25 protein-coding genes are annotated in these 23676 nt (G+C 71.1%); 14 read left to right on the forward strand and 11 right to left on the reverse strand.

Features of this window, described 5'->3' with window-relative positions:
- Positions 1–34: 34 nt before the first annotated feature.
- Genes BM272_RS09680 through BM272_RS09690 form a run of 3 tightly spaced genes read right to left on the reverse strand, consistent with a single transcriptional unit; the run spans position 35 to position 2179 of the window.
- Positions 35–496, reverse strand: a complete 462-nt coding sequence (locus tag BM272_RS09680) for a hypothetical protein (protein ID WP_093428582.1) — start codon at positions 494–496, stop codon at positions 35–37.
- The gene (gene murU / locus BM272_RS09685) at positions 483–1169 is read right to left on the reverse strand and encodes an N-acetylmuramate alpha-1-phosphate uridylyltransferase MurU (protein ID WP_093428583.1); all 687 of its coding nucleotides are present in this window, start codon (positions 1167–1169) and stop codon (positions 483–485) included. The genes BM272_RS09680 and murU overlap by 14 nt, the downstream gene beginning before the upstream one ends.
- Positions 1166–2179, reverse strand: a complete 1014-nt coding sequence (locus tag BM272_RS09690; RefSeq protein WP_093428584.1) for an aminoglycoside phosphotransferase family protein — start codon at positions 2177–2179, stop codon at positions 1166–1168. Before BM272_RS09690 ends, murU begins: the two co-directional genes overlap by 4 nt.
- A gap of 172 nt (positions 2180–2351) precedes the next feature.
- Between BM272_RS09690 and BM272_RS09695 the strand changes: the two genes are divergently transcribed.
- The 9 genes from BM272_RS09695 to BM272_RS09735 all read left to right on the forward strand — a co-directional run bounded on the left by BM272_RS09695 (position 2352) and on the right by BM272_RS09735 (position 10956).
- Positions 2352–4637, forward strand: a complete 2286-nt coding sequence (locus BM272_RS09695) for an LPS-assembly protein LptD (protein WP_093428585.1) — start codon at positions 2352–2354, stop codon at positions 4635–4637.
- A gap of 43 nt (positions 4638–4680) precedes the next feature.
- Complete coding sequence (locus tag BM272_RS09700; protein ID WP_317622792.1) at positions 4681–5916, forward strand: peptidylprolyl isomerase; 1236 nt, start codon at positions 4681–4683, stop codon at positions 5914–5916.
- The gene (gene pdxA / locus BM272_RS09705) at positions 5913–6899 is read left to right on the forward strand and encodes a 4-hydroxythreonine-4-phosphate dehydrogenase PdxA (RefSeq protein ID WP_093428587.1); all 987 of its coding nucleotides are present in this window, start codon (positions 5913–5915) and stop codon (positions 6897–6899) included. Before BM272_RS09700 ends, pdxA begins: the two co-directional genes overlap by 4 nt.
- Positions 6896–7690: a 16S rRNA (adenine(1518)-N(6)/adenine(1519)-N(6))-dimethyltransferase RsmA gene (gene rsmA, locus BM272_RS09710; RefSeq protein ID WP_093428588.1), complete on the forward strand. Its 795-nt coding sequence runs from the start codon at positions 6896–6898 to the stop codon at positions 7688–7690. Before pdxA ends, rsmA begins: the two co-directional genes overlap by 4 nt.
- A 235-nt stretch (positions 7691–7925) precedes the next feature.
- The gene (locus BM272_RS09715) at positions 7926–8417 is read left to right on the forward strand and encodes a hypothetical protein (protein ID WP_093428589.1); all 492 of its coding nucleotides are present in this window, start codon (positions 7926–7928) and stop codon (positions 8415–8417) included.
- Between the two features lie 35 nt (positions 8418–8452).
- A complete protein-coding gene (gene apaG, locus BM272_RS09720; protein WP_093428590.1) occupies positions 8453–8845 on the forward strand; it encodes a Co2+/Mg2+ efflux protein ApaG in 393 nt (130 codons plus the stop codon).
- A complete protein-coding gene (locus tag BM272_RS09725) occupies positions 8845–9447 on the forward strand; it encodes a class I SAM-dependent methyltransferase (protein ID WP_093428591.1) in 603 nt (200 codons plus the stop codon). Before apaG ends, BM272_RS09725 begins: the two co-directional genes overlap by 1 nt.
- Positions 9448–9469: 22 nt before the next feature.
- Complete coding sequence (locus BM272_RS09730; RefSeq protein ID WP_093428592.1) at positions 9470–10306, forward strand: symmetrical bis(5'-nucleosyl)-tetraphosphatase; 837 nt, start codon at positions 9470–9472, stop codon at positions 10304–10306.
- Between the two features lie 77 nt (positions 10307–10383).
- On the forward strand, positions 10384–10956 hold the full coding sequence (locus BM272_RS09735) for a YceI family protein (protein WP_093428593.1): 573 nt from the start codon (positions 10384–10386) through the stop codon (positions 10954–10956).
- Positions 10957–11221: 265 nt separating this feature from the next.
- Here BM272_RS09735 and BM272_RS09740 read toward each other — a convergent pair whose 3' ends face one another.
- From BM272_RS09740 to BM272_RS09770, 7 genes are all read right to left on the reverse strand, one after another.
- Positions 11222–11722: a dihydrofolate reductase gene (locus BM272_RS09740; protein ID WP_240308090.1), complete on the reverse strand. Its 501-nt coding sequence runs from the start codon at positions 11720–11722 to the stop codon at positions 11222–11224.
- The gene (locus tag BM272_RS09745; protein WP_093428594.1) at positions 11719–12678 is read right to left on the reverse strand and encodes an OmpA/MotB family protein; all 960 of its coding nucleotides are present in this window, start codon (positions 12676–12678) and stop codon (positions 11719–11721) included. Before BM272_RS09745 ends, BM272_RS09740 begins: the two co-directional genes overlap by 4 nt.
- Positions 12679–13521 carry a motility protein A gene (locus BM272_RS09750; RefSeq protein ID WP_093428595.1) on the reverse strand — a complete coding sequence of 281 codons (843 nt, stop codon included), beginning with the start codon at positions 13519–13521 and terminating at the stop codon, positions 12679–12681.
- 97 nt (positions 13522–13618) lie between these two features.
- Complete coding sequence (locus BM272_RS09755; RefSeq protein WP_093428596.1) at positions 13619–14413, reverse strand: thymidylate synthase; 795 nt, start codon at positions 14411–14413, stop codon at positions 13619–13621.
- Between the two features lie 48 nt (positions 14414–14461).
- Positions 14462–15253, reverse strand: coding sequence for a prolipoprotein diacylglyceryl transferase (gene lgt, locus BM272_RS09760; protein ID WP_093428597.1), 792 nt, complete (start codon positions 15251–15253; stop codon positions 14462–14464).
- Between the two features lie 9 nt (positions 15254–15262).
- Positions 15263–16459: a class I SAM-dependent rRNA methyltransferase gene (locus BM272_RS09765; protein ID WP_093428631.1), complete on the reverse strand. Its 1197-nt coding sequence runs from the start codon at positions 16457–16459 to the stop codon at positions 15263–15265.
- Between the two features lie 242 nt (positions 16460–16701).
- Positions 16702–17784, reverse strand: coding sequence for an EAL domain-containing protein (locus BM272_RS09770; RefSeq protein ID WP_093428598.1), 1083 nt, complete (start codon positions 17782–17784; stop codon positions 16702–16704).
- A gap of 137 nt (positions 17785–17921) precedes the next feature.
- Here BM272_RS09770 and BM272_RS09775 point away from each other — a divergent pair, with 137 nt between their 5' ends.
- Both BM272_RS09775 and BM272_RS09780 read left to right on the forward strand, forming a co-directional pair.
- Complete coding sequence (locus BM272_RS09775; protein WP_093428599.1) at positions 17922–19970, forward strand: thioredoxin domain-containing protein; 2049 nt, start codon at positions 17922–17924, stop codon at positions 19968–19970.
- 118 nt (positions 19971–20088) lie between these two features.
- Positions 20089–20478: a rhodanese-like domain-containing protein gene (locus BM272_RS09780; RefSeq protein WP_093428600.1), complete on the forward strand. Its 390-nt coding sequence runs from the start codon at positions 20089–20091 to the stop codon at positions 20476–20478.
- A gap of 40 nt (positions 20479–20518) precedes the next feature.
- Here the strand turns inward: BM272_RS09780 and BM272_RS09785 are convergent, their stop codons facing one another.
- A complete protein-coding gene (locus tag BM272_RS09785; protein WP_205407790.1) occupies positions 20519–21430 on the reverse strand; it encodes a LysR family transcriptional regulator in 912 nt (303 codons plus the stop codon).
- Positions 21431–21549: 119 nt separating this feature from the next.
- Here BM272_RS09785 and BM272_RS09790 point away from each other — a divergent pair, with 119 nt between their 5' ends.
- From BM272_RS09790 to BM272_RS09800, 3 genes are all read left to right on the forward strand, one after another.
- Positions 21550–22092, forward strand: coding sequence for a cytochrome b (locus BM272_RS09790; protein ID WP_093428601.1), 543 nt, complete (start codon positions 21550–21552; stop codon positions 22090–22092).
- 72 nt (positions 22093–22164) lie between these two features.
- Positions 22165–22782, forward strand: a complete 618-nt coding sequence (locus BM272_RS09795) for a YceI family protein (RefSeq protein WP_093428602.1) — start codon at positions 22165–22167, stop codon at positions 22780–22782.
- 8 nt (positions 22783–22790) lie between these two features.
- Positions 22791–23660 (forward strand): pirin family protein, encoded by an 870-nt coding sequence (locus tag BM272_RS09800; protein WP_093428603.1) that lies wholly within the window; start codon positions 22791–22793, stop codon positions 23658–23660.
- Positions 23661–23676 lie beyond the last annotated feature (16 nt).

Below are 23676 nucleotides of genomic sequence, written 5' to 3' on the forward strand. Positions count from 1 at the left end.
GGCGGGAAAGCCCCCATTCTCGGGGGCCTGCGGGTCAGGGTGACTCCGTGTCCTCGTCTTCCTCCCCCTCATCGATCGCCGACCCCGCCTCGAGGATCGCGGCCCAGCGGGTCTCCCGGGGCTCCAGGGTCGCCTCCAGGGTCGCCCGCAGCTCGCCGAATCGGGCGACGAAGGCCTCCCGGTCCGCGCCGCCGTCCAGGCCCTCCAGGCCCCGCTCCACGGTCTCCAGCGTGTCCCGGAGCTTGAGGGTGGTGGCCAGGGCCGAGCGCAACCGCTCCCGGGGCGGCAGCCAGTGGGCCGCCTCCAGGGAGCTGCGGGCGGACTCGCCCAGCTCCAGGATCCGCTTGCGCAGCCGCGGCAGGGCTCCGACCCGGGCGGCGTGGAGATCCAGCCAGACCGCGTCCCCCATGAGCGCCCGCCAGGCGGACTCGATGGCCGCCCGCTCCGCCTCGGTAAAGTCGAAGGCATCGGCCACATCGGCCTCACTCACCGCCATATCGGGCCTCCCTGGGGTCGTCGTGGCGCTGACGCAGGGCCGACAGCCGCTCCGGGGTCCCCACGTCGTTCCACTCCCCGGTGAACAGCTCCCCGGCCAGCTCGCCCCGTTCCGCCGCCTCCCTGAGCAGCGGCCCCAGCGGGAAGGGCTCCGGCCGGCAGCCGGCAAAAAGTGCCGGCCGCAGGACGGCGATCCCGGTATAGGTAGAGTGCGTCCCGCCAGCCGCGCGCACCCGACCCGCCTCGAGGGCAAAATCGCCGCCGGTATGGTGGTCGGGATTGGGGGTCAGGACCAGGTGGCCCAGCCCGTCGGGCTCCTGCGGCAGCCGCTCGAAGGGATAATCGGTGAAGACATCGCCGTTGACCACGAGGAAGGGGTCCTCTCCCAGCAGCGGCAGGGCGGCGGTGATCCCGCCCCCGGTCTCCAGGGCGGGATCCTCCGGGGAGTAACGGACCGCCAGGCCCCAGGTACGGCCATCGCCGACTGCCGCCTCGACCTGCTCCCCCAGCCAGGCGTGGTTGATGACCACCTCCCGGATACCGGCCGCGGCGAGCCGGCGCAGATGGCGAGCCAGCAGGCTCTCGCCGGCCACCTCCAGCAGGGGCTTGGGGGTGGTGTCGGTAAGGGGGCGCATGCGCTGCCCCCGCCCGGCCGCCAGAAGCATGGCCCTCACGCGCTCGCCTCCACCGTGGCCCGCTCCAGCGGGAGGTGGTCCCGGAACCAGGTGGCCACCGGTGTCAGCTCCGGCGCGGCCAGCTCCTCGGCCAGCAGCCGCCGGACCCGGGGCAGGAAATCCAGATAGCCGGGCTTGCCGTCGCGCCGGGCCAGGCGGGTGAAGATCCCGAGGATCTTGGTGTTGCGCTGGGCGCTCAGGGTCCGGCAGGCGCGGGTGAAGGCCTCGCCATCCAGCTCCGGCCGGCCGGCGAGAAAACGCGCCTCCATGCGCGCCGCGAGTTCCGGATCCACGTCCCGGCGGGCATCGCGCAGCAGGGAGACCAGATCGTAGGCCGGGGAGCCGAGGACGGCATCCTGAAAGTCCAGCAGGCCGCAGGCGGCCACGCCGCTGCGCTCCGGCAGGACCATGAGGTTGTCGGCGTGGTAGTCGCGCAGGACGATGGTGGCCGGGAGGTCGCCGATGCCGTCCAGCGCCGCCTCCCAGGCCTCGAACCAGGCCGAACGCGCAACCGGTGGACAGGGCTCCCCGGTCACCGCCGGGTGGAACCAGTCCACCAGCAGGGCGCACTCCGCCAGCAGCCGGTCACGGCCGTATTCGGGGAGGTCCGGCTGCCCCGCCGTGCGCTGGAGGTGGACCAGGGTGTCCACCGCCCGGGCGTAGAGCGGTTCCGGGTCGGCGCCGCTGTCCAGGGCCCGGCTCACGGTCTCGTCCCCCAGATCCTCCAGCAGGAGGAAGCCCCGGGCCGGGTCGCCGCTTACCACCGCCGGGGCAGAGAGGCCGGCGTCGCGCAGGAGGTCGGCGACCCGCCAGAAGGGGAGGACCTCCTCGTGTTCCGGCGGGGCATCCATGGCCACCCGGGGGCCCTCCGGCGTCGCCACCCGGAAGTAGCGGCGGAAGCTGGCATCGGCGGCCAGGGGGCTCTGCGGGAGTTCCGACCCCGGAGCCACCTCTTCCAGCCACTGCGCGAGTCGTTCGCGCCGGGGATCGATTGCGGTTTCGGCATCCATGCCGGGCATTCTACACGCCCGGGCCAACCCGTCCCCAGGCGTTGGCCCTTCATTGAATGCCCGCCCGGCATATGCGAATTTAGCGCGCTCGCCCTCCCGCCAGGCACCCCCGCGAAGGGTAGGCCGCGCGCCATCGTCCGCGGGAGGTCCGTAACCCGGGGACCCACACGCCTTGCCGAGCCGCATCTCCACCCTCCTCGCCCTGGCCCTGACCCTGGGCCTCGCCGACGAGGCCACCGCCGAGGTCCTGGCCAGCGAGCGCTTCGGGCTCTGCACGCCGCTGACCTTCCCCCCGGCGGCCCTGGAGGCGCCCCCGGCCGGGGGCATGGCGGCGCGGGCCCGGCGCATGGAGCTGGTGCGCGACGGCGTCTCCACCCTGGAGGGGGACGTCGCCCTGCGCCGGGGCGAACGCCAGCTCACCGCCGACCGGGTCACCCTCGACGCCACTACCGAGCGCGCCCGGGCCGAGGGGAACCTCCTGTTCTGGGACGACACCTTGGTCATCGAGGGTGAAGAGGCGCGGATGTCCTCGGCGCTGGATACCGGCGAATTCACCGGCACCGACTTCCGCGTGCCGGAGCCCCACGCCCGGGGTGGGGCCGGCCGCATCCGACGGTTGGCCGACGGCCGCACCCGGATGTGGGACGTGCGCTACACCACCTGCGACCCCGGCCGCCAGGACTGGCTGCTGGATGCCTCCCGGGTCACCCTGGACCACGACAGCGGCCGCGGCTACGCCCGCCACACGGTGCTTCGGGCGGTGGGGGTGCCGTTCTTCTACCTCCCCTGGATGACCTTCCCTATCACCGAGGACCGGCTCACCGGGCTGCTCAGCCCGACCTTCGACATCGATAGCGACGACGGCAGCTACGACATCATGCTGCCCATCTACCTCAACCTGGCGCCCAACTACGACGCCACCCTGGTCCCGCGCTTCTTCGACGACCGCGGGGAGATGCTCGGCGCCGAGTTCCGCTACCTCACCGAGGACAGCCAGGGGGAGATCCGGGGCAACTACCTGCCCAACGACCAGGTCTACGGCGACGACCGCTACAGCTATAACGTGGAGCACCGCTCGACCCTCGGCGCCGGCTTCTCCACCCGGGCCAATATCGAGGGCGTCAGCGACGAGGACTACCACGAGGACATCAGCAAGGGCTTTGCCAGCACCTCCGCGCGCTACACCGAGCAGACCGCCGAACTCGGCTGGGCCAGCGATTGGCTGAACGTGAACGCGCGCCTGGAGCGCTACCGCCCCATCGACGAGGACCAGCCCACCCCCTACGAGCGCCGCCCCCAGGTGACCTGGGAGACGCCGCGACCCTGGGCCATCAACCGGCCCACCTGGCAGCTGGAGGGGGAGTATGTCGACTTCGCCAGCAACGACGAGGCCGACCCGGTGGGCCGCCGCCAGGACCACACCCTCACCCTGGGCTGGCCCCTGGAGACCACCGCCACCTTCTTCCGGCCGGAGGTCGCCCTGCGCCATACCGCCTGGGACCTGGACGAGGACCCCGCCGACCCCGCCGCACCCACGGAGTTCGAGCGAAACCTGCCCATCTGGACGGTGGACACCGGGCTCTTCCTGGAACGCCCCTTCGAGCTGGGCCGGCCGCTGCTGCAGACCCTGGAGCCGCGGCTCTACTACGTCGACATCCCCTACCGGGAGCAGGATGCGATCCCGACCTTCGACACCGGCGAGCAGACCTTCAACTTCGGCCAGCTCTTCCAGCCGAACCGCTACACCGGCCCAGACCGCATCGGCGATACCCGCCGGGTCACCACGGCGGTGACCACCCGCTTCCTGGACCGGGCCAGTGGTGAGGAGTACCTGGCCGCCAGCGCCGGCCAGATCCGCTACCTGGCGGACCGGCGGGTCACCCTGGGCAACGAACCGCGGACCACCACCGAGAGCGATATCGCCATGGAGCTGCGCGGCGGCGCCGGCCCTTGGCGGACCACCGCCTCCGTGCTCTACGCCCCGGAGGAGGATCGCCCCCGCCAGCGCGCCCTGCGACTCCAGTACAAGGCGGCCCCCCGCCGGCTGGTGAGCCTCAACTACCGCGACCGCATCAATGACTTCGATGCCGAGGAGGCGGTGGACGAGTACCAGCTCCGCCAGACCGGCGCCTCCGCCATCTGGGCCTTCAACGACCGCTGGCACGTCATCCTCCACGACCGCTACGACCTGCGCGAGCAGTTCCACCGCGAGGTGCTCTTCGGCATCGGCTACGACAGCTGCTGCTGGGGAGTCCGGCTGGTGGGCCGGCGCTACCAGGAGCAGGCCGAGCCGGAGCCCGGGGAGACCCGTGCCGACCTGGTAGATCGCGGCGTCTTCCTGGAATTCGAGCTGAAGGGGCTGTCGGCCATCGGTAGCCGCGTTGACGAGATGCTGCATGATAGTATCTACGGCTATGAGCCACGCTTCGAGCAAGACGATGACGACCCCAACCAATAGAGGCCCCATGTACCGGATCCTCGCCCCCCTGCTGGCCATTCTGATGGCCCTGGCCCTGTCCGCTCCCGCGGCAGCCGAGACCCTCGAGCGCATCGTCGCCGTGGTCAACGACGAGGCGGTCCTGGCCAGCGAGCTTGAACGGGAGATGCGAACCGTCCGCCAGCAGCTCCAGCAGCGGAACATCCGCCCCCCCTCGCAGGAGGCACTGGAGAAGCAGGTCCTGGACCGGCTCATCACCCAGCGGCTGCAGCTGCAGATGGCCGAACGCACCCGGATCCGGGTGGACGACGTCACCCTCAACCGCGCCCTGCAGGACATCGCCTCCCGCAACAACCTGAGCCTGGAGCAGTTCCGCAACGTCCTGGAGCGCGACGGTATCGACTACGCCGCCTTCCGCGAGGACATCCGCGACGAGATCACCATCTCCCGCCTGCAGCAGCGCCAGGTCCAGCAGCAGGTCCAGGTCACCGAGGAGGAAGTGGAGAACCATCTCGACAATCTCCGCGCCCGGGGCGCCCTGGACGAGGAGTACCGTCTGCGCCACATCCTGGTGGCGGTCCCGGAGGCGGCCAGCCCCGACGAGGTGGAGGCGGCGCGTGAGGAGGCCGCCTCCCTGCGGGAACAGCTCGTCGACGAGGGTGCCGATTTCGCCCGCCTGGCCACCCGCGAGTCCGATGGCCAGAACGCCCTGGAGGGCGGTGATCTGGGCTGGCGCCGCGGCGGCCGCCTGCCGGAGACCCTCGCCGAGTCCCTCCAGGGCCTGGAGGCCGGCGGGATCAGCGAGGTGGTACGTACCCCCAGCGGCTTCCACCTGCTCCAGCTGGAGGAGCGGCGTACCACCGGCGGCGAGACCGAGGAGCAGACCCGGGCGCGCCACATCCTCCTCCAGGGAGACAACGCCCGTAGCCGCCTCCAGCGCCTGCGCCGCCAGATCGAGAACGGCGCCGACTTCGCCGAGCTCGCCCGCGAGCACTCCGAGGATCCCGGCTCCGCCGAGCGCGGCGGCGACCTGGGCTGGGTGGGCAGTGGTGCCCTGGTCTCCGAGTTCGAGAACGTCATGGACGGACTGAATCCGGGTCAGGTCAGCCAGCCCTTCGAGACCCAGTTCGGCTGGCACATCGTCCGGGTGGAGGACCGCCGCCGCCAGGCCGCCGGGCTGGAGTCCCGGCGCAACGAGGCGCGCCAGCTCATCCGCCAGCGCAAGAGCGAGGAGACCATCGACCGCTGGCTGCGCCAGCTCCGCGCCGAGGCCTACATCGAGCGCCGCCTGGGCGAATGACCGAGCGCACCCTCGCCCTGACCCCCGGGGAACCGGCGGGAATCGGCCCCGACCTGGCCCTGGCGCTGGCCACCGACCCGCCCGCCGGCGCCCGCCTGGTCGCGGTGGCCGATCCTGACCTGCTCGCCGAGCGCGCCCGCCTGCTGGGCTGGCCGGTGACCATTACCGAGTGGGCACCGGACCGACCCCGGTCCGCCCACGGCGGCCCGGTCCTGGAGGTGCTGCCCGTGACCTGCCCGGCCCCGGTCCGCCCCGGCCATCCGGATCCGGCCACCGCCGGCTACGTCCTCGAGACCCTGACCACCGCCGCCGACGGCTGCCGCGACGGCCGCTTCCACGGCCTGGTCACCGGCCCGGTCCACAAGGGCGTCATCAACGCCGCCGGCATCCCCTTCACCGGCCACACCGAATTCCTGGCCGAGCATGCCGGGGTCGAGCGCGTGGTCATGTGCCTGGCCGTCGGCGACCTGCGCGTGGCCCTGGCCACCACCCACCTGCCCCTGGCCGAGGTCCCCGGCGCCATCCGTCGGGACGAGCTGGAAACCACCCTGCGCATCCTCCACCGCGACCTGGTGGAGCGCTTCGGTATCCATGACCCGCGCATCCTGGTCTGCGGCCTCAACCCCCACGCCGGCGAGGGCGGCCACCTGGGGCGGGAGGAGATCGAGACCATCGGCCCGGTGCTGGAGGCCCTGCGCACCGAGGACATGGACCTGCGCGGCCCGCTGCCGGCGGACACCGTCTTCACCCCCCACCACCTGGAGGGGGCCGATACGGTCCTGGCCATGTACCACGACCAGGGGCTGCCGGTGCTCAAGTTCCACGGCTTCGGCCGGGCGGTGAACATCACCCTGGGCCTGCCCTGGATCCGCACCTCCGTAGACCACGGCACCGCCGTGGACCTCGCCGGTACCGGCCGGGCCGACGCCGGCAGCCTGCGCGAGGCGGTGCACCAGGCCCTGGCGCTGGGGGCGCGCACGTGAGCGACCACCGACCCCGCAAGCGCTTCGGCCAGAACTTCCTCCACGACCCCCACATCATCCAGCGCATCGTGGATGCGGTGGCACCCGGGCCCGACGAGACCCTGGTGGAGATCGGCCCCGGCGAGGGGGCGCTCACGGGGCCGCTGCTCGCCGCCGCCGGCCGACTGACCGCCGTGGAGCTCGACCGCGACCTGGCCGCCCATCTGCGGGAGCGCTTCGGCGAGGCGCTCACCGTAGTGGAGGCGGACGCCACCCGCGTGGACCTGCGGGAACTGCTCCCGGAGCAGGAGGGAGGTGAGGAGAGGCCCCTGCGCCTGGTGGGCAACCTGCCCTACAATGTCTCCACGCCCCTGCTCTTCCACTTCCTGGGCTACCGCAATGCCATTCGGGACATGCACTTCATGCTCCAACGGGAGGTGGTGGAGCGCATGGGGGCGAAGCCCGGCAGCCGCCAGTACGGCCGGCTCTCGGTAATGGTGCAGTACCACTGCGCCGTGACGCCGCTCTTCCGGGTCCCGGCGGGGGCCTTCCGGCCGGCGCCGAAAGTAGAGTCCATGGTGGTCCGGCTGGTCCCCCACGCCGAGCCACCGGTGGCGGTGGCCGACGAGGCGCGCCTGGCGGCGGTGGTCACCCGCGCCTTCGGCGCCCGGCGCAAGACCCTGGCCAACGCCCTCAAGGGCGAACTGGACGCGGAGGCCATCCGCGCCGCCGGGGTCGACCCCGGCGCCCGGGCCGAGACCCTGGACCTGGCCGCCTTCGCCCGGCTGGCCAATGCCAGCGTTGCGGGATAACTCGCGGGACCCGGATTCCGGGATGGTTCCCTCTGCGAGAAGGTATCGCCAGGCCGCGGTCTTTCGACGCGGCAAGGGCGGTGCCGGTCCCGGTTCGCGGGGTTTCGACAGCAGGGATGCTGTCGTAAAGCCTACATGGATGTATGTACGGCGTCCCCGCGAACCGGACCGGCATCGCCCGGAACGGAGCGAAACGTCGAATAAAGGACCTGCTGTAACAGGAGAGACACCCCCGTTGACCGACGTCCTCACCTGCGCCGACCTCGGCTGGGCGCCCCTGGAGGCGCTGCTGGACCGCTACGGCCTGGCCCTGGCGCCGGTGGCCGCGGGCGCGCCCATCCCCGGGACCTTCTGGGGCGAGCCGGAGGCCGGCATGATCGGGACCACCCTCCATGCCCGGCCGGACACCCCGGTCCATTCGCTGCTCCACGAGACCGCCCACGTGGTCTGCATGGACAGCGACCGGCGCGCCGGCCTGCATACCGACGCCGGCGGCACCGCCCTGGAGGAGTGCGGCGTCTGCTACCTGGAGATCCGGCTGGCCGACAAGCTCCCCGAGGTCGGGTCCGACCGGATCATGGCCGACATGGACGCCTGGGGGTACTCCTTCCGGCTGGGCTCCACCTCGGCGTGGTACGCCGGGGATGCCGAGGATGCGGCGCAATGGCTTACCGAGCACGGGTTGATCGACGAGTCGGGCGCCCCAACATGGCGGCTGCGTACCTAATACCCATTCCAACGAAATCGCGAGAATCGCAGACCATGACCCAAGAGCAGGAAGACCCGCGCTACCAGATCCGCGTGGACGTGGAGAGCCGCTTCATCCCGGAGCAGTCCGAGCCGGACGAGGGGCGGCATGTCTTCGCCTACACCGTCACCATCCACAACGAGGGTAGCGAGGCGGCCCAGCTCCTGGATCGCCACTGGATCATCACCGACGCCGACGGCCAGACCCAGGAGGTCCAGGGCGAGGGCGTGGTGGGCGAGCAGCCCCGCCTGGAGCCGGGGCAGAGCTACCAGTACACCTCGGGCACGGTGCTGCGCACCGCCGTGGGGAGCATGCACGGGACTTACGGCATGGTCGCCGACGACGGCCACCGCTTTAACGCCTCCATCGCCCCCTTCAGCCTCCAGGTGCCCGGGAAGCTCCACTAGTGTCCCTGGCCGCCGCCTATCGCCTCTGGGCGCCCCTCTACGACCCCGTCCTGCGCCGGGCCACGGCGCCGGTGCGGCGACGGAGCCTGGAACGGCTGCAGGCGGAGCCGGCCGATGACGTCCTGCTGGCCGGCGTGGGAACCGGCCTGGACCTGCCCCATCTGCCCGCCGGCCCCCGCTACCGCGGCTGCGACATCACCCCGGCCATGCTCGCCCGGGCCACGGGCCAGCGGGCGGTCGCCCTGGACTGCGCCGACGTCCAGGCCCTGCCCTATGCCGAGGCCGGTTTCGATGCCGTGGTGGCCCACCTCATCCTGGCGGTGGTGCCGCGGCCGGCCGCCGCACTGGCGGAGATGAGCCGGGTAACCCGGCCCGGCGGCCGGATCCTGATCTTCGACAAGTTCCTGCAACCGGGTCAGCGGGCCCCCCTGCGGCGGCTGGCGAGCCCCCTCCTGGGGCGGCTGGCCACCCGCACCGACGTGGTCCTCGAGGAGCTGCTGGCGGAGCGACCGGAACTGGGGGTGGAGGCCGACGACCCGGCCCTGGCCGGGGGCTGGTTCCGCCAGATCACCCTGCGCCGCCATCCGGACGAGGCCCACTGAGCCTGTAGCGCGAGGAGGACGCATGGCCGTCTACGCCATCGGAGACATCCAGGGCTGCGCCGAGGAGCTGGACCGGCTGCTGGAACACATCGCCTTCGACCCGGCAACCGACCGGCTCTGGTTCGCCGGCGACCTGGTCAACCGCGGCCCCGGCTCCCTGGATGCCCTGCGCCGGGTCCACGAACTCGACGCGGTGGCCACGGTAGTGCTGGGCAACCACGACCTCCACCTGCTGGCGGTGGCCCGGGGCGCCGGCCGGGAGAAACGCGGCGATACCCTGCGCCCCATCCTGGAAGCGCCGGATCGCGAGGTCCTGCTGGAGTGGCTGCGGCGCCGCCCCCTCTTCCACCAGGACCCGGAACTGGGCTTCAGCCTGGTCCACGCCGGGCTGCCCCCCATCTGGGATACCGGCACCGCCGCCCGCCTGGCGCGGGAGGCCGAGGCGGTCCTGGGCGGCCCCGATCCGGACCCCTTCCTGCACGTCATGTACGGCGACCAGCCCGACCGCTGGGACGAGGCGCTGGAGGGATGGCCGCGGCTGCGCTACATCGTCAACGCCCTGACCCGGCTGCGCTACGTGCGCGACGACGGCCGACCGGCCCTCGCCGCCAAAGGGGCGCCGGGGAGCCAGCCCAGCGGCTGCCACCCCTGGTTCGACCACCCCGAGCGCGCCAGCCGGGGGCAGCGCGTCGTCTTCGGCCACTGGTCCACCCTGGGGCTGCACCTCACCCGGGACACCTTCGGCCTGGACACCGGCTGCCTCTGGGGCGGCCGCCTCACCGCCCTGCGCCTGGACGGGGAGGAACCCCGGGTCTTCCAGGTGGACTGCCCCGGCGCCGTGACGCCGGGGACCGTCTGACGCCCCGGGGAAACCTGGGGGCAGACCCGGGCCCTGTGCTATCTTGCGAATACAAACTGCCTGCAAGGAGACCCGCCATGAAACGACTCTTCGCCCTCGCCCTCGGCATCGCCCTCTCGGCGCCCGCAGCCGCCGAGTGGACGCTGGACAACGAGGCTTCGGACCTCAACTACATCTCCATCAAGGCCGGCCACACCGGGGAGGTGAACGAGTTCGAACAGCTCTCCGGCAGCCTGGAGGAGGGCCGGGCCGAGGTGACCATCGACCTGGCCAGCGTCGACACCGGCGTGGATATCCGCGACGAGCGCATGCGCGATATGTTCTTCAAGGTGGACAACTTCCCCACCGCCGAGCTCACCGCCGAGTTCGAGGCGACCCTGGTGAAGAACCTCTTCCCCGGTGACATGACCCGGGCGCGGGTCTCCGGCGAACTCACCCTCCAGGGTGACAGCCAGGAGCTGGAGATGCCGGTGCGGCTGCTGCGCCTGGACGAGGACACGCTGGTGGCCACCAGCGCCGCGCCGGTGGTCATCAACGCCGCCGACTTCGGGCTCACCGAGTCCCTGAAGGCGCTGCGCGAGGTCGCCGGGCTGGACACCATCAGCCGGGCGGTCCCGGTCCACTTCAACCTGGTCTTCCGCCGCGACTGAGCCCGCCCGGAACGACAGGATAGTCCCACCGTGGCCCTGAACCACCTCCACGGGCCCGTTCTCGGGGTTCCGGACTGGCGCTGACGCGCCATCCGGAACGACGGGAATGGTCCATGAACACCGTCGTTCCCGCGCAGGCGGGAACCTCGATAACCCCGCCACCCGGTCCCGAAACACCTCCGAAGGCCTGTTCTCGGGGTTCCGGGTCGGCGCTACGCGCCGCCCGGAATGACGGGGATCTCCGATTGAACGGGGAGGGTCGCGCCTATCCGGCCGGGTCGTAGACCTCGAAGGTCATGGGATGGGGATTCTCGGCGTCCGCCGGGTACTCCCGGGCTTCCACCCGTTGCCACTGCGTCCAGTCCACCTCGGGGAAGTGCGTATCTCCCTCCAGCCGGGCATGGATCCGGGTAACGATGAGGCGATCCGCCCGGGGCAGGAACTCGGCGTAGACCTGCGCCCCGCCGATGACCATGGCCCAGTCGGTATCCGTCGGCACGGCCGCCAGGGCCGCGTCGGGACCGGTGACCGGGACCACGGCCTCGGGCAGGCCGGCCGGGTCCCGGGTGATGACGATATTGGTCCGGCGGGGCAGCGGCCGGCCGCCGAAGGAGTCCAGGGTCCGCCGGCCGACGATGACCGGCCGCCCCTCGGTCCACTCCCGGAACCAGCGCAGGTCGGCGGGCTGATGCCACGGCATGTCATTGCCGGCGCCGATGACATCATTGTCCGCCATGGCCCAGATGAGGGCGATGGATGCAGTCACTGGCTGCTCCCCCCGAGCCCCTCCGGCATCTCGCCGTGTTCGAGCTCTTCCACCGTGGTGCTCCCCTCCTCCTCGGCGGCGTCCAGCCGCTCGGTCTGCAGGACGATAGCCACGCGACGATTGCGGGCCCGGCCCTCGGCGGTGTCATTGTCGGCGATGGGGCGGGTATCGGCGTAGCCCACCGCCCGCATCTGCTCCCGCGGGATCCCCTGCCCCTCCAGGAAGTTGACCACCTCCACCGCGCGGGCCGCCGAGAGGTCCCAGTTGGAGTTGTAGCGGTCGCTGCGGATGGGCCGGTTGTCGGTATGGCCCTCCACCGAGATGGAGCGGCCAGTGGCCTCCAGGATGGGGACCAGGTCGCCGATGAGGTCATTCCCCCCCGGGTTGAGGCGCGAGCCACCGGTATCGAACAGCAGCTTGTCGTCCAGGCGCAGGGTGATCCGCCCCTCGTTGAAGGCGACCTCCACCCGCTCCAGCATGCCGGACTCGCGCATCTCCTGCAGGAACTCCCGGGTGCGCTCAGTCGGGCTCTCATCTGCCTCGCGGCCATCCACCGGCCGCTGGTCGCCCACGATGGCGCCGGGCTTGTCGCCCACCGTCTCCCCGATGGGTTGCGGGACGATCTGGGGCCGGCTCACCGCCCCCTCCAGGGATTCCGCCACCTCGCCGAAACCGGCCTGGTCGAAGTTGGCGTAGGCCAGGAGCATGACGAAGAGGGTGAGCATGAGGGTGATGACGTCCAGGTAGGTCTGCATCCAGGCCTGGTCGTCATCGGTGTTGCTGTTGGCCGGCTCCATGCCGCCCTGGGCCGAGCGGAGCTTGCGGCGACCGTTCCCGCCGCGGCCCTGGGGCGGCTGCTGCCCACCCGAATGGCCCCCGGAATGATCCTGGGGCCGCTGGCCGCCACCCTCGTCGCCGCCGACCATGTCCCCGAGGCTGCCGCCGGATTCGGCCATCTAGCGCCCCTCCTGCCGCTCCGATTCGCGAGCGGCCTCTTCTCGGGCGGTCTCCAGGGCCTCTTCGACATCCGACTGGCGCAGCTCGTCCTCGTAGTGGGCGATGAAGTTCTCCAGGTAGGCCTTCACGAAGGCGGGGCTACGCTGCTGGCCGATAAGGCCGATGCCCTCCATGACCAGGTGCATGAGCATAACCCGCTGTTCGGTACGGCGCTCGAACTTCACCGCGATGGGCTTGAAGAAGAGATTGGCCAGGAGGATGCCGTAGAAGGTGGTCAGCAGCGCCACCGCCATGCCCTGGCCGATGTAGGCGATATCACCGCCGCTCATGCCCTTGAGCATGTTCACCAGGCCAATGAGGGTGCCGAGCATGCCGAAGGCCGGGGCGTAGGAGGCCATGCTGCGGAAGAGCTGGGCCTCGGCCCCCTCCCGCGCCTTGAGCCGCTGGAGCCGCCACTCCATGAGCTCCTGGACATCTTCCAGCGGCACGCGGTCCACCAGGAGCTGGATGCCGGTCCGGAGGAAGGGATTCTTGATGGTCTCCATCTCCTCCTCGGTGGCGAGGATGTCCCCACCGAACCAGAGCCGGGAGACCTCGATGATCTCCTCCAGGTCGTCCTGGGTGTAGAGCCGCTCGTTGCGCAGGACGATGAGAACCACGTGGAAGACCCGGACTACCTCCTTGAAGGGGTAGCTGATGAGCGTAGCCGCCAGGGTCCCGCCGAGGACGATGAACAGCCCCGGCACATTCACGAACGCAGTGACATCCTCGGCGGTGGTGTAGATCGCGGCAACGAGCAGCGCCACGCCGCCGAGCATGCCGAGCAGGGTTGTCGGGTTCATCCGCCGGTCTCCAGAAGTGTCCGAACAGGGGAATCCCTCCCCCCGGTCACAGGTTTTTCACGCTAGCACGGACCCCCCTCAGGGGCCACCACCCCGGCTAGACCGCCACCGGCGCCTTGATGGCCGGGTGGCTCTCATAGCCCTCGAGCTGGATGTCCTCGAAATCGAAGGCGAAGAGGTCGTCGACCGCGGGATTGAGGCGCAGGGTCGGCAGCGGCAGAGGCTCCCGCGCCAGCTGGGTCCGCGCCTGCTCCTCGTGGTTCCGGTAGAGGTGGGCATCCCCCAGGGTGTGGACGAACTCCCCCGGCTCCAGGCCGGTGACCTGCGCCACCATGTGAGTAAGCAGGGCGTAGCTGGCGATGTTGAAGGGCACGCCCAGAAAGAGGTCGCCGCTACGCTGGTAGAGCTGGCAGGAGAGCCGGCCGTTGGCGACGTAGAACTGGAAGAGCAGGTGGCAGGGCGGCAGGGCCATCTCGTCGATCTGGCCCGGATTCCAGGCGGTGACGATGAGCCGCCGGGAGTCGGGGTTGGTCCGGATGGCCTCCACCACCTCGGCCATCTGGTCGATGGTCTCGCCGTAGGGGGTCGGCCAGGAGCGCCACTGGGCGCCGTAGATGGGGCCCAGGTCGCCGTCGGGGCCGGCCCATTCGTCCCAGATGGTGACCTTGTTCTCGTGGAGATAGGCGAGGTTGGTATCCCCGCGCAGGAACCAGAGCAGCTCGTGGATCACCGATCGCAGGTGGAGCTTCTTGGTGGTGACCACCGGGAAGCCCTCGGCAAGGTCGAAGCGCATCTGCCGGCCGAAGAGGGAATAGGTCCCCGTGCCGGTTCGGTCTCCCTTGGGCGTGCCGTGCTCCAGGGCCTCCCGGAGCAGCGCCAGATAGGTCTGCATGGTCCTTCTCCTCCCGGGGTCCGTCCCCCGCTCGTTATCGCCGCGCCCTCAGGCTCGCGCCCCGGTGCGCCGGTAGGCCAGTGCCAGCATGGCCGCCCCGATCAGAATCATGGGCAGGGAGAGGACCTGCCCCATGGTGAGCCAGTCCCACGCCAGGTAGCCGAGCTGGGCATCCGGCAGCCGGAAGAACTCCACGAAGAAGCGGAAGCCACCGTAGAGCACCAGGAACAGCCCCGAGACCGCCATGGCCGGCCGCGCCCGCCGGGAGAAGAGCCACAGCGCCACGAACAGCACCACCCCCTCCAGGGCGAACTCGTAGAGCTGGGAGGGGTGGCGCGGCAGCGGCCCCGCCCCGGGGAAGACCATGGCCCAGGGGACCTCGCTCACCCGGCCCCAGAGCTCACCGTTGATGAAGTTGCCCAGCCGCCCGGCGCCCAGACCCAGCGGCGTGAGCGGCGCCACGAAGTCGGCCACGTCGAAGAAGCCGCGTCCGGTGTGGCGGCCGTAGAGGGCCATGGCGACGATGACCCCCACCAGCCCCCCGTGGAAGGCCATGCCCCCCTCCCAGATGGCGAGGATCCGCCAGGGCTCCGGCAGATAGGTCCCGGGCTCGTAGAAGAGGGCATAACCCAGCCGTCCGCCGACGATGACGCCCACGGCGCCGTAGAAGAGCAGATCGCCCAGCTCCGCCGGATCCCAGCCCGAGCCGGGGCGATTGGCGCGGACCCGGCCCAGCCACCAGGCGCCCAGGAAGCCGACGAGATACATGATCCCGTACCAGTGGATCTGCACCGGCCCCAGGTCCAGGGCCACCGGGTGGATGGCGGGATACTCCAGCACGGCGGCCTCCTACTGGGTGGGCAGGATCCGGGCGAAGACGGCCTTGAGGTACTCCGTCTCCGGGATCGCCGGGTGGATGGGATGGTCCGGCCCCTGGTGGCCCCGCGCCAGCACGGCGGCGTCGCGGTCCAGGTGGCGCGCCCGGCCGCGGACGGCATCCTGAAGCTGGTCCATCCCCAGGTGGTGGGAGCAGGAGGCGGAGAGCAGCAGGCCGTCCTTGGACAGCAGCTGCAGCGCCAGCTGGTTCAGGTGGCGATAGCCCTCCAGCCCCGACTTGATGTCGCGCTTGCGCTTGATGAAGGCCGGCGGGTCCAGGACCACGGCGTCGAAGCGCTCACCGTCCTCGCGCAGCGCCTTGAGGACCTCCAGCGCCTCGCCGTGCAGCGGCGCGACCCGGTCCTCCAGGCCGGCGACCTCGGTGTTGTCCTGGAGGTGGTCCAGCGCCTCCTCGCTGCGCTCGATGGCCACCACCTCCTCCGCCCCGGCCGCGGCCGCCCGCAGGCCGAAGCCGCCCACGTAACTGTAGACGTCCAGCACCCGGCGGCCGTGGCTCCAGGCGGCGAAGCGGTCGCGGTTCTCGCGGTGGTCGAAGAACCAGCCGGTCTTCTGGCCGCCCACGCCGGGGACGCGGAAGGTCATCCCGCCCTCCTCCACCGTCAGGGTCTCGGGGGCCGATCCCACCGCCGTCTCGGTGTAGCGCTCCAGCCCCTCCTGCTCGCGCACGGACGTGTCGTTGCGCAGGATGACCACCCGCGGCCGGATCACCTTCTCCAGCGCCTCCAGGATCGCCTCCCGGGCGCGCTCCATGCCGGCGGTGCCCATCTGGACCACGCAGACATCGTCGTAGCGGTCCACCACCAGGCCCGGGAGGAAATCCCCCTCGCCGTGGACCAGGCGGTAGAAGGGCCGGTCGAACATCGCCTGGCGCGCCGAGAGGGCGACCTTGAGGCGGTGGACCAGCAGGGAACGGTCCAGCCCCTTGTCGGCGTCGCGGCTCACCAGCCGGGCGCAGATGAGGGAGTGGGGATTGGCGTAGCCGGCGCCCAGGGGCTTACCGTTGCTCGCCTGGATGACCACCGGCTGGCCCGGCTCGAGGTCAGTGAGCGGCGTGGCGGCGGTATCCACCTCGTTGCTGAAGACCCAGAGGTGGCCGCCGCGCAGGCGCCGCTCCTCGCGCGGCTTGAGCTTCAGGGGGGCGTGTTCCATGGGCTCGGCTTCTTCCGGCGGCAAAGCCGGGATCCTACCACGCGGTTCCAGGGCCGTGGACTCCGCGGGTAGGGTACCTCCCGGGCGGAGACCCCTTGCAGGCGGTCGAGGGCGAGGGAGGCGGGGCCGGTCACCGGGACCTCGGCGGCAGGGATGCCGCCGTGGAGGCTACAGGGACGTATGTACGCCGTGTCCCGGTGACCGGCCCCGCCTCCCTCGGCCCCCGAAAGCCGAGTCGAGCCTCAAAGTCCGCCAGTAACGGTTCTCGGCTCCGGCGCGGGTCGGGCGAGGTAGAAGCCCTGAATGAGGGTGGCGCCGTGCTCGCGGACCCAGTCCAGCTCGGCGGCCGTCTCCACCCCCTCGGCGATGGTGGGCACCCCGATCTCCGTGGCCAGCTCCAGGAGCTTGCGGGCGATGGCCGCCTTGTAGGGGGTGCTGTCCACGTCGCGCACCAGCTCCATGTCCAGCTTGATGAAGTCGGGCTGGAGCTGGTGAAGGATATTCAGCGAGGAGTAGCCGGAGCCGATGTCGTCCAGGGCCACCCCGCAGCCGTGGGCGCGGTAGGTATCGACGATGCGGCGGAGCTTGCTCACGTCATTGATCTGGTCGGATTCGATGATCTCGAAGACCAGCTGTTCCGGGCGCAGATCGGTCTCCTCCAGCGCCGCCATGGTGGTCCGGAGGCAGTACTCCGGGTCGTAGATGGAGGCCGGGGAGAAATTGATGAAGACCCGCCCGCCAGCCCCGTGGCGGCTCGCCTCCTGGATGGCGGCGCGCCGGGCCGCCAGGTCCAGCTGGAAGAGCAGGTCGGCATCCCGGGCCGCGCCGAGCATCGGCCCGGGAGAGATGATGCCCCCCTCCCGGTCCAGCCCCCGCATGAGGGACTCGTGGGCGACCACCTCGGTCGGGTCGGCGGCGCTGAACATGGGCTGGAAGTGGACCGTCAGCCGGCCCTCGCCGAGGAGCTCGATGAGCCAGCCCGACCCCGAGTAGGCGACGAACTGGGCCAGGGAGGTGACCCGGCCGTAGTCCTCCAGCCCCGGCTCCTGCCCCGGCGGCACGAACAGCGCCCGCGTGTCGCTGAGCTCCTGCCGGGAGAGGTCCGCGGCCAGCGTCTCCACCTGCTCGCTCCGGCGCTCCAGCGCCACGCACAGCCCCTGGCCGCCCTCCAGCATCTCCGGCGCCAGGCCGGCCGCCTCCAGGGCATTCCGGAGCTTGCCCAGGGTGTGGCCCAGGGGCGGCCACAGCCACAGCCGGCCGGATTCCCGGGGCGCATCGGGCAGGCGCTCACAGCGCGGGCAGACGGAACGGGATTCAGTGGACATGGGCGCGGGCTTCCTGGTCAGCCAATCATTCGGGTCCGCCATCCGGACCGGTTTCGATCCCAAGGCTAGCACGATGCGCGGCACCCGGCGCCAGTGCTATCGTTGAGTGAAATACCCGGGCTTCCGCGGAGAACGCCATGACCAACCGCCTGCGCCACGAGCCCAGCCCCTACCTCCAGCAGCACGCCGACAACCCGGTGGACTGGTACCCCTGGGGCGAGGAGGCGCTCACTCGCGCCCGGGAGGAGGATAAGCCCATCCTCCTCTCCATCGGCTACTCCGCCTGCCACTGGTGCCACGTCATGGCCCACGAGTCCTTCGAGGACCCGGCCTCCGCCGAGGTCATGAACCGGCACTTCATCAACATCAAGGTGGACCGGGAGGAACGCCCCGACCTGGACCGGATCTACCAGCTCGCCTTCCAGGTCCTGAACCAGCGCGGCGGCGGCTGGCCGCTGACGGTCTTTCTCACCCCGGACCAGACCCCCTTCTTCGCCGGGACCTACTTCCCGCGCCAGGAGCGCCACGGCCTGCCGGCCTTCACCGACCTGCTGGAGCGCATCGCCGGGATCTACCGCGAGCGCCAGGGGGACATCCACGCCCAGAACGCCGAGCTGCGCCAGGTCCTGGAGTCGGTACGCCCGCAGGGCGATCCCGGGGCCACGCTCACCGCCGCGCCGCTGGACGCCGCCCGCAGCGCCCTGGAGAAGGAGTACGACGGCCGCCACGGCGGCTTCGGCGAGGCACCCAAGTTCCCCCACCCGACCCACATCGAGCGGCTGCTGCGCCACTACCGCCACACCGCCGAGACCGGACGGCCCGACGACCGCGCCCGGGCGATGGCGCTGGACTCCCTGCGCGCCATGGCGGACGGCGGGCTCTTCGACCAGGTCGGCGGCGGCTTCTTCCGCTACAGCGTGGACGCCCACTGGACCATCCCCCACTTCGAGAAGATGCTCTACGACAACGGCCTCCTCCTGGGCCTCTACGCCGATGCCTTTACCCTCACCGGCGACGAGGACTTCCGGCGGGTGGCGGCGGCCACCGGGGAGTGGCTCCTCGGGGAGATGCAGGCGCCGGAGGGGGGCTTCTACGCCAGCCTGGATGCCGACAGCGACGGCGGCGAGGGCGCCTTCTACACCTGGATGCCGGCGGAGGTGGAGGCGGTGCTGAGCGAGGGCGAACGCGCCGTGGCCGCTCCGGTATGGGGCCTGGAGAGCGGCCCCAACTTCGAGGGCCGCTGGCACCTGCGGGTGACTCGCCCCCTGGCCGATGTCGCCGCCGCCCTGGGGGTCGACGAGGCCGAGGCCCGGGCGCGGCTGGAGCGCGCCCGCACCACCCTGGCCGCCGCCCGCAACCAGCGCCCCCGGCCGGGCCGGGACGACAAGGTCCTCACCGCCTGGAACGGCCTCGCCATCCGGGGACTCGCCGTGGCCGGCGCCCGTCTGGACCGGTCCGACTTCGTGGACGCCGCCGCCGGGGCGGTGGACTTCCTGCGCGACAACGTCCTGACCGACGGCCGCCTGGCCGCGGTCTTCGCCGGCGGCGAGGCCCGGGAGGCCGGCTACCTGGACGACTACGCCTACCTCCTGGAGGGGGTCCTGAACCTCCTGGCGGTCCGCTGGCGGGATGCCGACCTCGCCCTGGCCCGGCAGCTCGGCGATGCGCTACTGGAACACTTCCAGGACACCCTCGACGGCGGCTTCTTCTTCACCGCCGACGACCACGAGGCACTCATCACCCGCCCCAAGACCAGCCTGGACGAGTCCACCCCGGCCGGGGCCGGCGTGGCGGCCCGCAGCCTCCTCCGGCTGGGCCACCTGGTGGCGGAGCCGCGTTACCTGGAGGCCGCCGAGGCGGCGGTGAAGGGGGCCGGTCGGAGTATCGAGGAGATCCCCCACGGCCACGGCAGCCTCCTGGACGCCCTGGAGGAGATCCTCTACCCGCCGCAGCTGGTGATCCTGCGCGGGGCCGAACCGGCCATGGCGCCCTGGCACCGGCGCGCCCTGGTCGACTACGCCCCCCGGCGCCAGACCGCCGCCATCCCCGAACACGCCGCGGACCTCCCCGAGGCCCTGGCCGCCCGCCAGGCGCGGGGGCCCGTGACCGCCTGGGTCTGTCGCGGCCACGAGTGCCACGCCCCCACCGACGATTACGGCGCCTTCGAGCAGGCCCTGGCCGACTGACCGGCTCCGCTCGGACCATTCCCCCGGCAGTCGCGTGACTTCCCGAGCCCGGGCTGCGTGGTAGGATGGGGTGTGTATTTGCAACCCATCCACGCATTCAGCAACAGGAGCCCGACCCATGGCCATGAAGCTCAAGGATTTCGTCTCCGAGGCGCGCAGCCAGATCGAGGAGATCAAGCCGGACGACGTCGACCGCCTGCGCAGCGAGAAGCCGGACCTGCTCATCCTCGACGTGCGCGAGCCCGGCGAGTACGAGGCCGGCCACCTGCGCGACGCCCTGAACGTCCCGCGCGGGGTCCTGGAGCCCGCCGCCGACCCCGACTACAAAAAGCCCAACCCGACCCTGTCCACCGCCTACGAGCGGCCCGTCATCGCCTACTGCGCCACCGGCGGCCGTAGCGCCCTGGCGGTGAAGACCCTCAACGAGATGGGCTTCAGCGAGGTCTACAACCTCGGCGGCGGTTACGAGAACTGGGAGGCCGAGGACCGCGAGACCGTCACCGACTGACTCGCCCCTCCCGCGGCCCCGTCATCCCCGGCGGGGCCGGCTACCGGCCCACCTCCCAGGCCGGTTCCCGGAACCACTCCACCAGGAAGTCCACGAAGGCGCGCACCCGTGCCGAGAGATGGCGCGTCTGCGGATAGAGCGCCCAGGCATCCACCCGCGACCAGTCGCAGTCGGTGAGTACCGGCACCAGCTCCCCCTCCGCCAGCGCCCGGTGGACGATGAAGCGCGGCTGAAAGACCACGCCCAGGCCGGCCACCGCCGCCTCCCGTAGCAGGTCGCCGTTGTTCGCGCGCAGACGTGACCGGACCGGGATCCGGTGCTCCCGCCCCTGGGCATCGGTGCAGTGCCAGGCATCGCTCTCCGGGGCGTTGGCGTAGGTCAGGCAGTCGTGCTCGGCCAGCTCCGCCGGCGTGGCCGGGGTGCCGTGGCGGGCCAGGTAGTCGGGGCTGGCGCAGACCACGTGCTCCACCGTGGCCAGCCGACGGGCCACCAGGCTGGAATCGGCCAGCGGGGCGATGCGGATCCCCAGATCGAAGTTCTCCGCCATGAGGTCGACCTGGCGGTCATCCAGGTCCAGGTCGAAGCGCACGTCGGGATGCTCGGCCAGGAAGGCCTCCACCGCCGGCTGCAGATGGGCGATCCCGAAGGACAGCGGCGCGGCCACCCGCAGCTGCCCCGCCAGTCGGCCGTGGACGTCGGAGACCGCCAGCTCCGCCTCGTCCACGTCGGCGAGGATGCGCACGCAGCGCTGGTAGAAGGCGTGGCCGGCATCGGTGAGGTGCAGGGTCCGCGTGGTCCGCCGCAGCAGCTGAACCCCCAGCCGACCCTCCAGCTCCGCCAGCCGCCGGCTCACCGCCGACTTCGCCACTTCCAGCCGCCGCGCCGCCCCGGTGAGACTCCCCGCCTCCACCACGCGCACGAAGGTCGCCATCTCCTCCAGCCGGTCGCTCACCGCCCCTCCATCGTTGCGAATTCATCAACACCCTTTTCGAATCGTGGCCCTTTATTTCCCTTCTGGCAACTACCATTCTTTCCTCCCATCGAACGGCACCGTCGTTAAGGAGCGAGCAGATGCAGTGGCGTAACGGCAGGGACTCCTACGGCCTGGTGGCCATCATCTTCCACTGGGTCGTGGCGGCGGGGGTCATCGGGCTCTTCGCCCTGGGGCTGTGGATGGTGGAACTCACCTACTACGACCCCTGGTACAAGACCAGCCTGGACTGGCACAAGGCCTTCGGCGTCCTGCTGTTCGCGGTCATGCTCGCCCGGCTTATCTGGCGGCTGACCAATCCGCGCCCCATCCCGCACGGCCACCGCTGGGAGCGGCGCGCGGCGGAGGTGGCCCACCTCGGCCTCTACCTGCTGATCTTCGCCGCCATGGTCGCCGGCTACCTCATCTCCACCGCCGACGGTAGCGACATCGACGTCTTCGGCCTCTTCTCGGTCCCGGCCACGCTCACCGGCAAGGGGCAGGAGGATGTCGCCGGGGATATCCACGAGATCCTGGCCTGGACCCTCATCGTCCTGGCCTCCGTCCACGCCCTGGCGGCGGTGAAGCACGCCGCCGTCGACCGCGACGGGACCCTGCGGCGGATGCTCCGCCCCGGCCCCTGACCCATCGAGCAACCACCGAGCAACGAGCGCCGGGCGAGGCCCGGCATACCACAACGAGCGAGGAGCACGACCATGACCACCAACCGCACCCGGAACACCCTCCTGGGCACCACCCTGGCCACCGCCGTCCTCGGCACCCTGGCCCTGGCGCCGACCACGGCCCTGGCCGAGAAGGAGCAGTACGTCCTCGACACCGATGGCCAGCACGCCTTCGTCCAGTGGCGGATCCAGCACCTGGGCTACAGCTGGCTCTACGGCCGGTTCAACGACTTCGGCGGCGAGTTCACCTACGACACCGAGAACCCGGAGAACTCCTCCATCGAGGTGAACATCGACACCACCTCCATCGACTCCAACCACGCCGAGCGCGACAAGCACCTGCGCGGCGAGGAGTTCTTCCACGTGGACGAATACCCCGAGGCGCGCTTCGTCAGCACCAACATCCGCGGCATGGGCGACGGCAACGAGACCTTCACCATCGTCGGCGACCTGACCCTCAAGGGCGTCACCAAGGAGGTGGAGATCGAGGCCGAAGAGGTGGGCCACGGCAAGGACCCGTGGGGCGGCTACCGTCGCGGCTTCCAGGGCACCACCGAGATCCGCCTCAAGGACTTCAACATCGACTACGATCTGGGCCCGGCCTCGCGCACCGCGGAGCTGGAGCTCGCCATCGAGGGGATCCGCCAGTAGGAGGCGCCATGAACCAAAGACCGGTCGTCCGCCAGGTAGCGGCCCGGTCCCTGCAGGAGGGGGCCGGCGTCCGGGTCCACCGGACGCTGGGCACCCCCGAATGCCGGAACCTGGATCCCTTCCTGATGCTGGACCGCTTCGAGAGCGATGACCCCGAGGACTACGGCGCCGGCTTCCCGGACCATCCCCATCGGGGCTTCATCACCTTCACCTACATGCTCGACGGCCACATGGCCCACGGCGACAGCATGGGCAACCGGGGTCGCCTGGATCCCGGCGGGGCGCAGTGGATGAAGGCCGCCAGCGGCGTCATCCACTCGGAGATGCCGCGCCAGGAGGCCGGCCTCATGCGCGGCTTCCAGCTCTGGATCAACCTGCCGGTGGCGGAGAAGATGGCCGCCCCGGACTACCAGGAGATCCAGCCGGACTCCGTCCCCCTGGTCGAGGCCGACGGTGCCCGCGTGCGCGTGCTCATCGGCCCCTGCCAGCTGGGAGACCAGTCGGCCACCGGCCCGGTGGTCGACCCGCACACGGACGTCCGCTACCTGGATATCGCCCTGGAGCCGGGGGCCACCCTCGAGCAGGCCCTGCCGGCGGGCCACCACGCCTTCGCCTTCGTCTTCGAGGGCTCGGCCACCGTGGCCGGGGAGGCCGTGGCCACCGACCACCTGGCCCTCCTGGGCGACGGCGAGGGGGTGACGGTGACCGCCGGGGACAACGGCGCCCGCCTGCTGCTGGTGGCCGGCGCCCCGCTGCGCGAGCCGGTGGTCCAGCACGGGCCCTTCGTCATGGACAGCCGCGAGGCCATCCAGGAGGCCTTCGACGACTTCCGCGCCGGCCGGCTGGTGCGCGAGCGCGCCGGCTTCCACGAGACCTGAGCCGAGTTCTCAAACA

The organism is Thiohalospira halophila DSM 15071, from assembly GCF_900112605.1.
Classification (GTDB): domain Bacteria; phylum Pseudomonadota; class Gammaproteobacteria; order Thiohalospirales; family Thiohalospiraceae; genus Thiohalospira; species Thiohalospira halophila.

Bases quoted from the DNA above. Each gene is read 5' to 3' on its own strand.
- BM272_RS09770 (WP_093428598.1), bottom strand. From the start codon at position 17,784: ATGTCCACTGAATCCCGTTCCGTCTGCCCGCGCTGTGAGCGCCTGCCC.
- BM272_RS09735 (WP_093428593.1), top strand. From the start codon at position 10,384: ATGAAACGACTCTTCGCCCTCGCCCTCGGCATCGCCCTCTCGGCGCCC.
- apaG (WP_093428590.1), top strand. From the start codon at position 8,453: ATGACCCAAGAGCAGGAAGACCCGCGCTACCAGATCCGCGTGGACGTG.
- BM272_RS09790 (WP_093428601.1), top strand. From the start codon at position 21,550: ATGCAGTGGCGTAACGGCAGGGACTCCTACGGCCTGGTGGCCATCATC.
- BM272_RS09750 (WP_093428595.1), bottom strand. From the start codon at position 13,521: ATGAACCCGACAACCCTGCTCGGCATGCTCGGCGGCGTGGCGCTGCTC.
- BM272_RS09780 (WP_093428600.1), top strand. From the start codon at position 20,089: ATGGCCATGAAGCTCAAGGATTTCGTCTCCGAGGCGCGCAGCCAGATC.
- BM272_RS09700 (WP_317622792.1), top strand. From the start codon at position 4,681: ATGGCCCTGGCCCTGTCCGCTCCCGCGGCAGCCGAGACCCTCGAGCGC.
- pdxA (WP_093428587.1), top strand. From the start codon at position 5,913: ATGACCGAGCGCACCCTCGCCCTGACCCCCGGGGAACCGGCGGGAATC.
- BM272_RS09775 (WP_093428599.1), top strand. From the start codon at position 17,922: ATGACCAACCGCCTGCGCCACGAGCCCAGCCCCTACCTCCAGCAGCAC.
- BM272_RS09755 (WP_093428596.1), bottom strand. From the start codon at position 14,413: ATGCAGACCTATCTGGCGCTGCTCCGGGAGGCCCTGGAGCACGGCACG.
- BM272_RS09680 (WP_093428582.1), bottom strand. From the start codon at position 496: ATGGCGGTGAGTGAGGCCGATGTGGCCGATGCCTTCGACTTTACCGAG.
- BM272_RS09730 (WP_093428592.1), top strand. From the start codon at position 9,470: ATGGCCGTCTACGCCATCGGAGACATCCAGGGCTGCGCCGAGGAGCTG.
- BM272_RS09690 (WP_093428584.1), bottom strand. From the start codon at position 2,179: ATGGATGCCGAAACCGCAATCGATCCCCGGCGCGAACGACTCGCGCAG.
- BM272_RS09795 (WP_093428602.1), top strand. From the start codon at position 22,165: ATGACCACCAACCGCACCCGGAACACCCTCCTGGGCACCACCCTGGCC.
- BM272_RS09745 (WP_093428594.1), bottom strand. From the start codon at position 12,678: ATGGCCGAATCCGGCGGCAGCCTCGGGGACATGGTCGGCGGCGACGAG.
- BM272_RS09765 (WP_093428631.1), bottom strand. From the start codon at position 16,459: ATGGAACACGCCCCCCTGAAGCTCAAGCCGCGCGAGGAGCGGCGCCTG.
- BM272_RS09800 (WP_093428603.1), top strand. From the start codon at position 22,791: ATGAACCAAAGACCGGTCGTCCGCCAGGTAGCGGCCCGGTCCCTGCAG.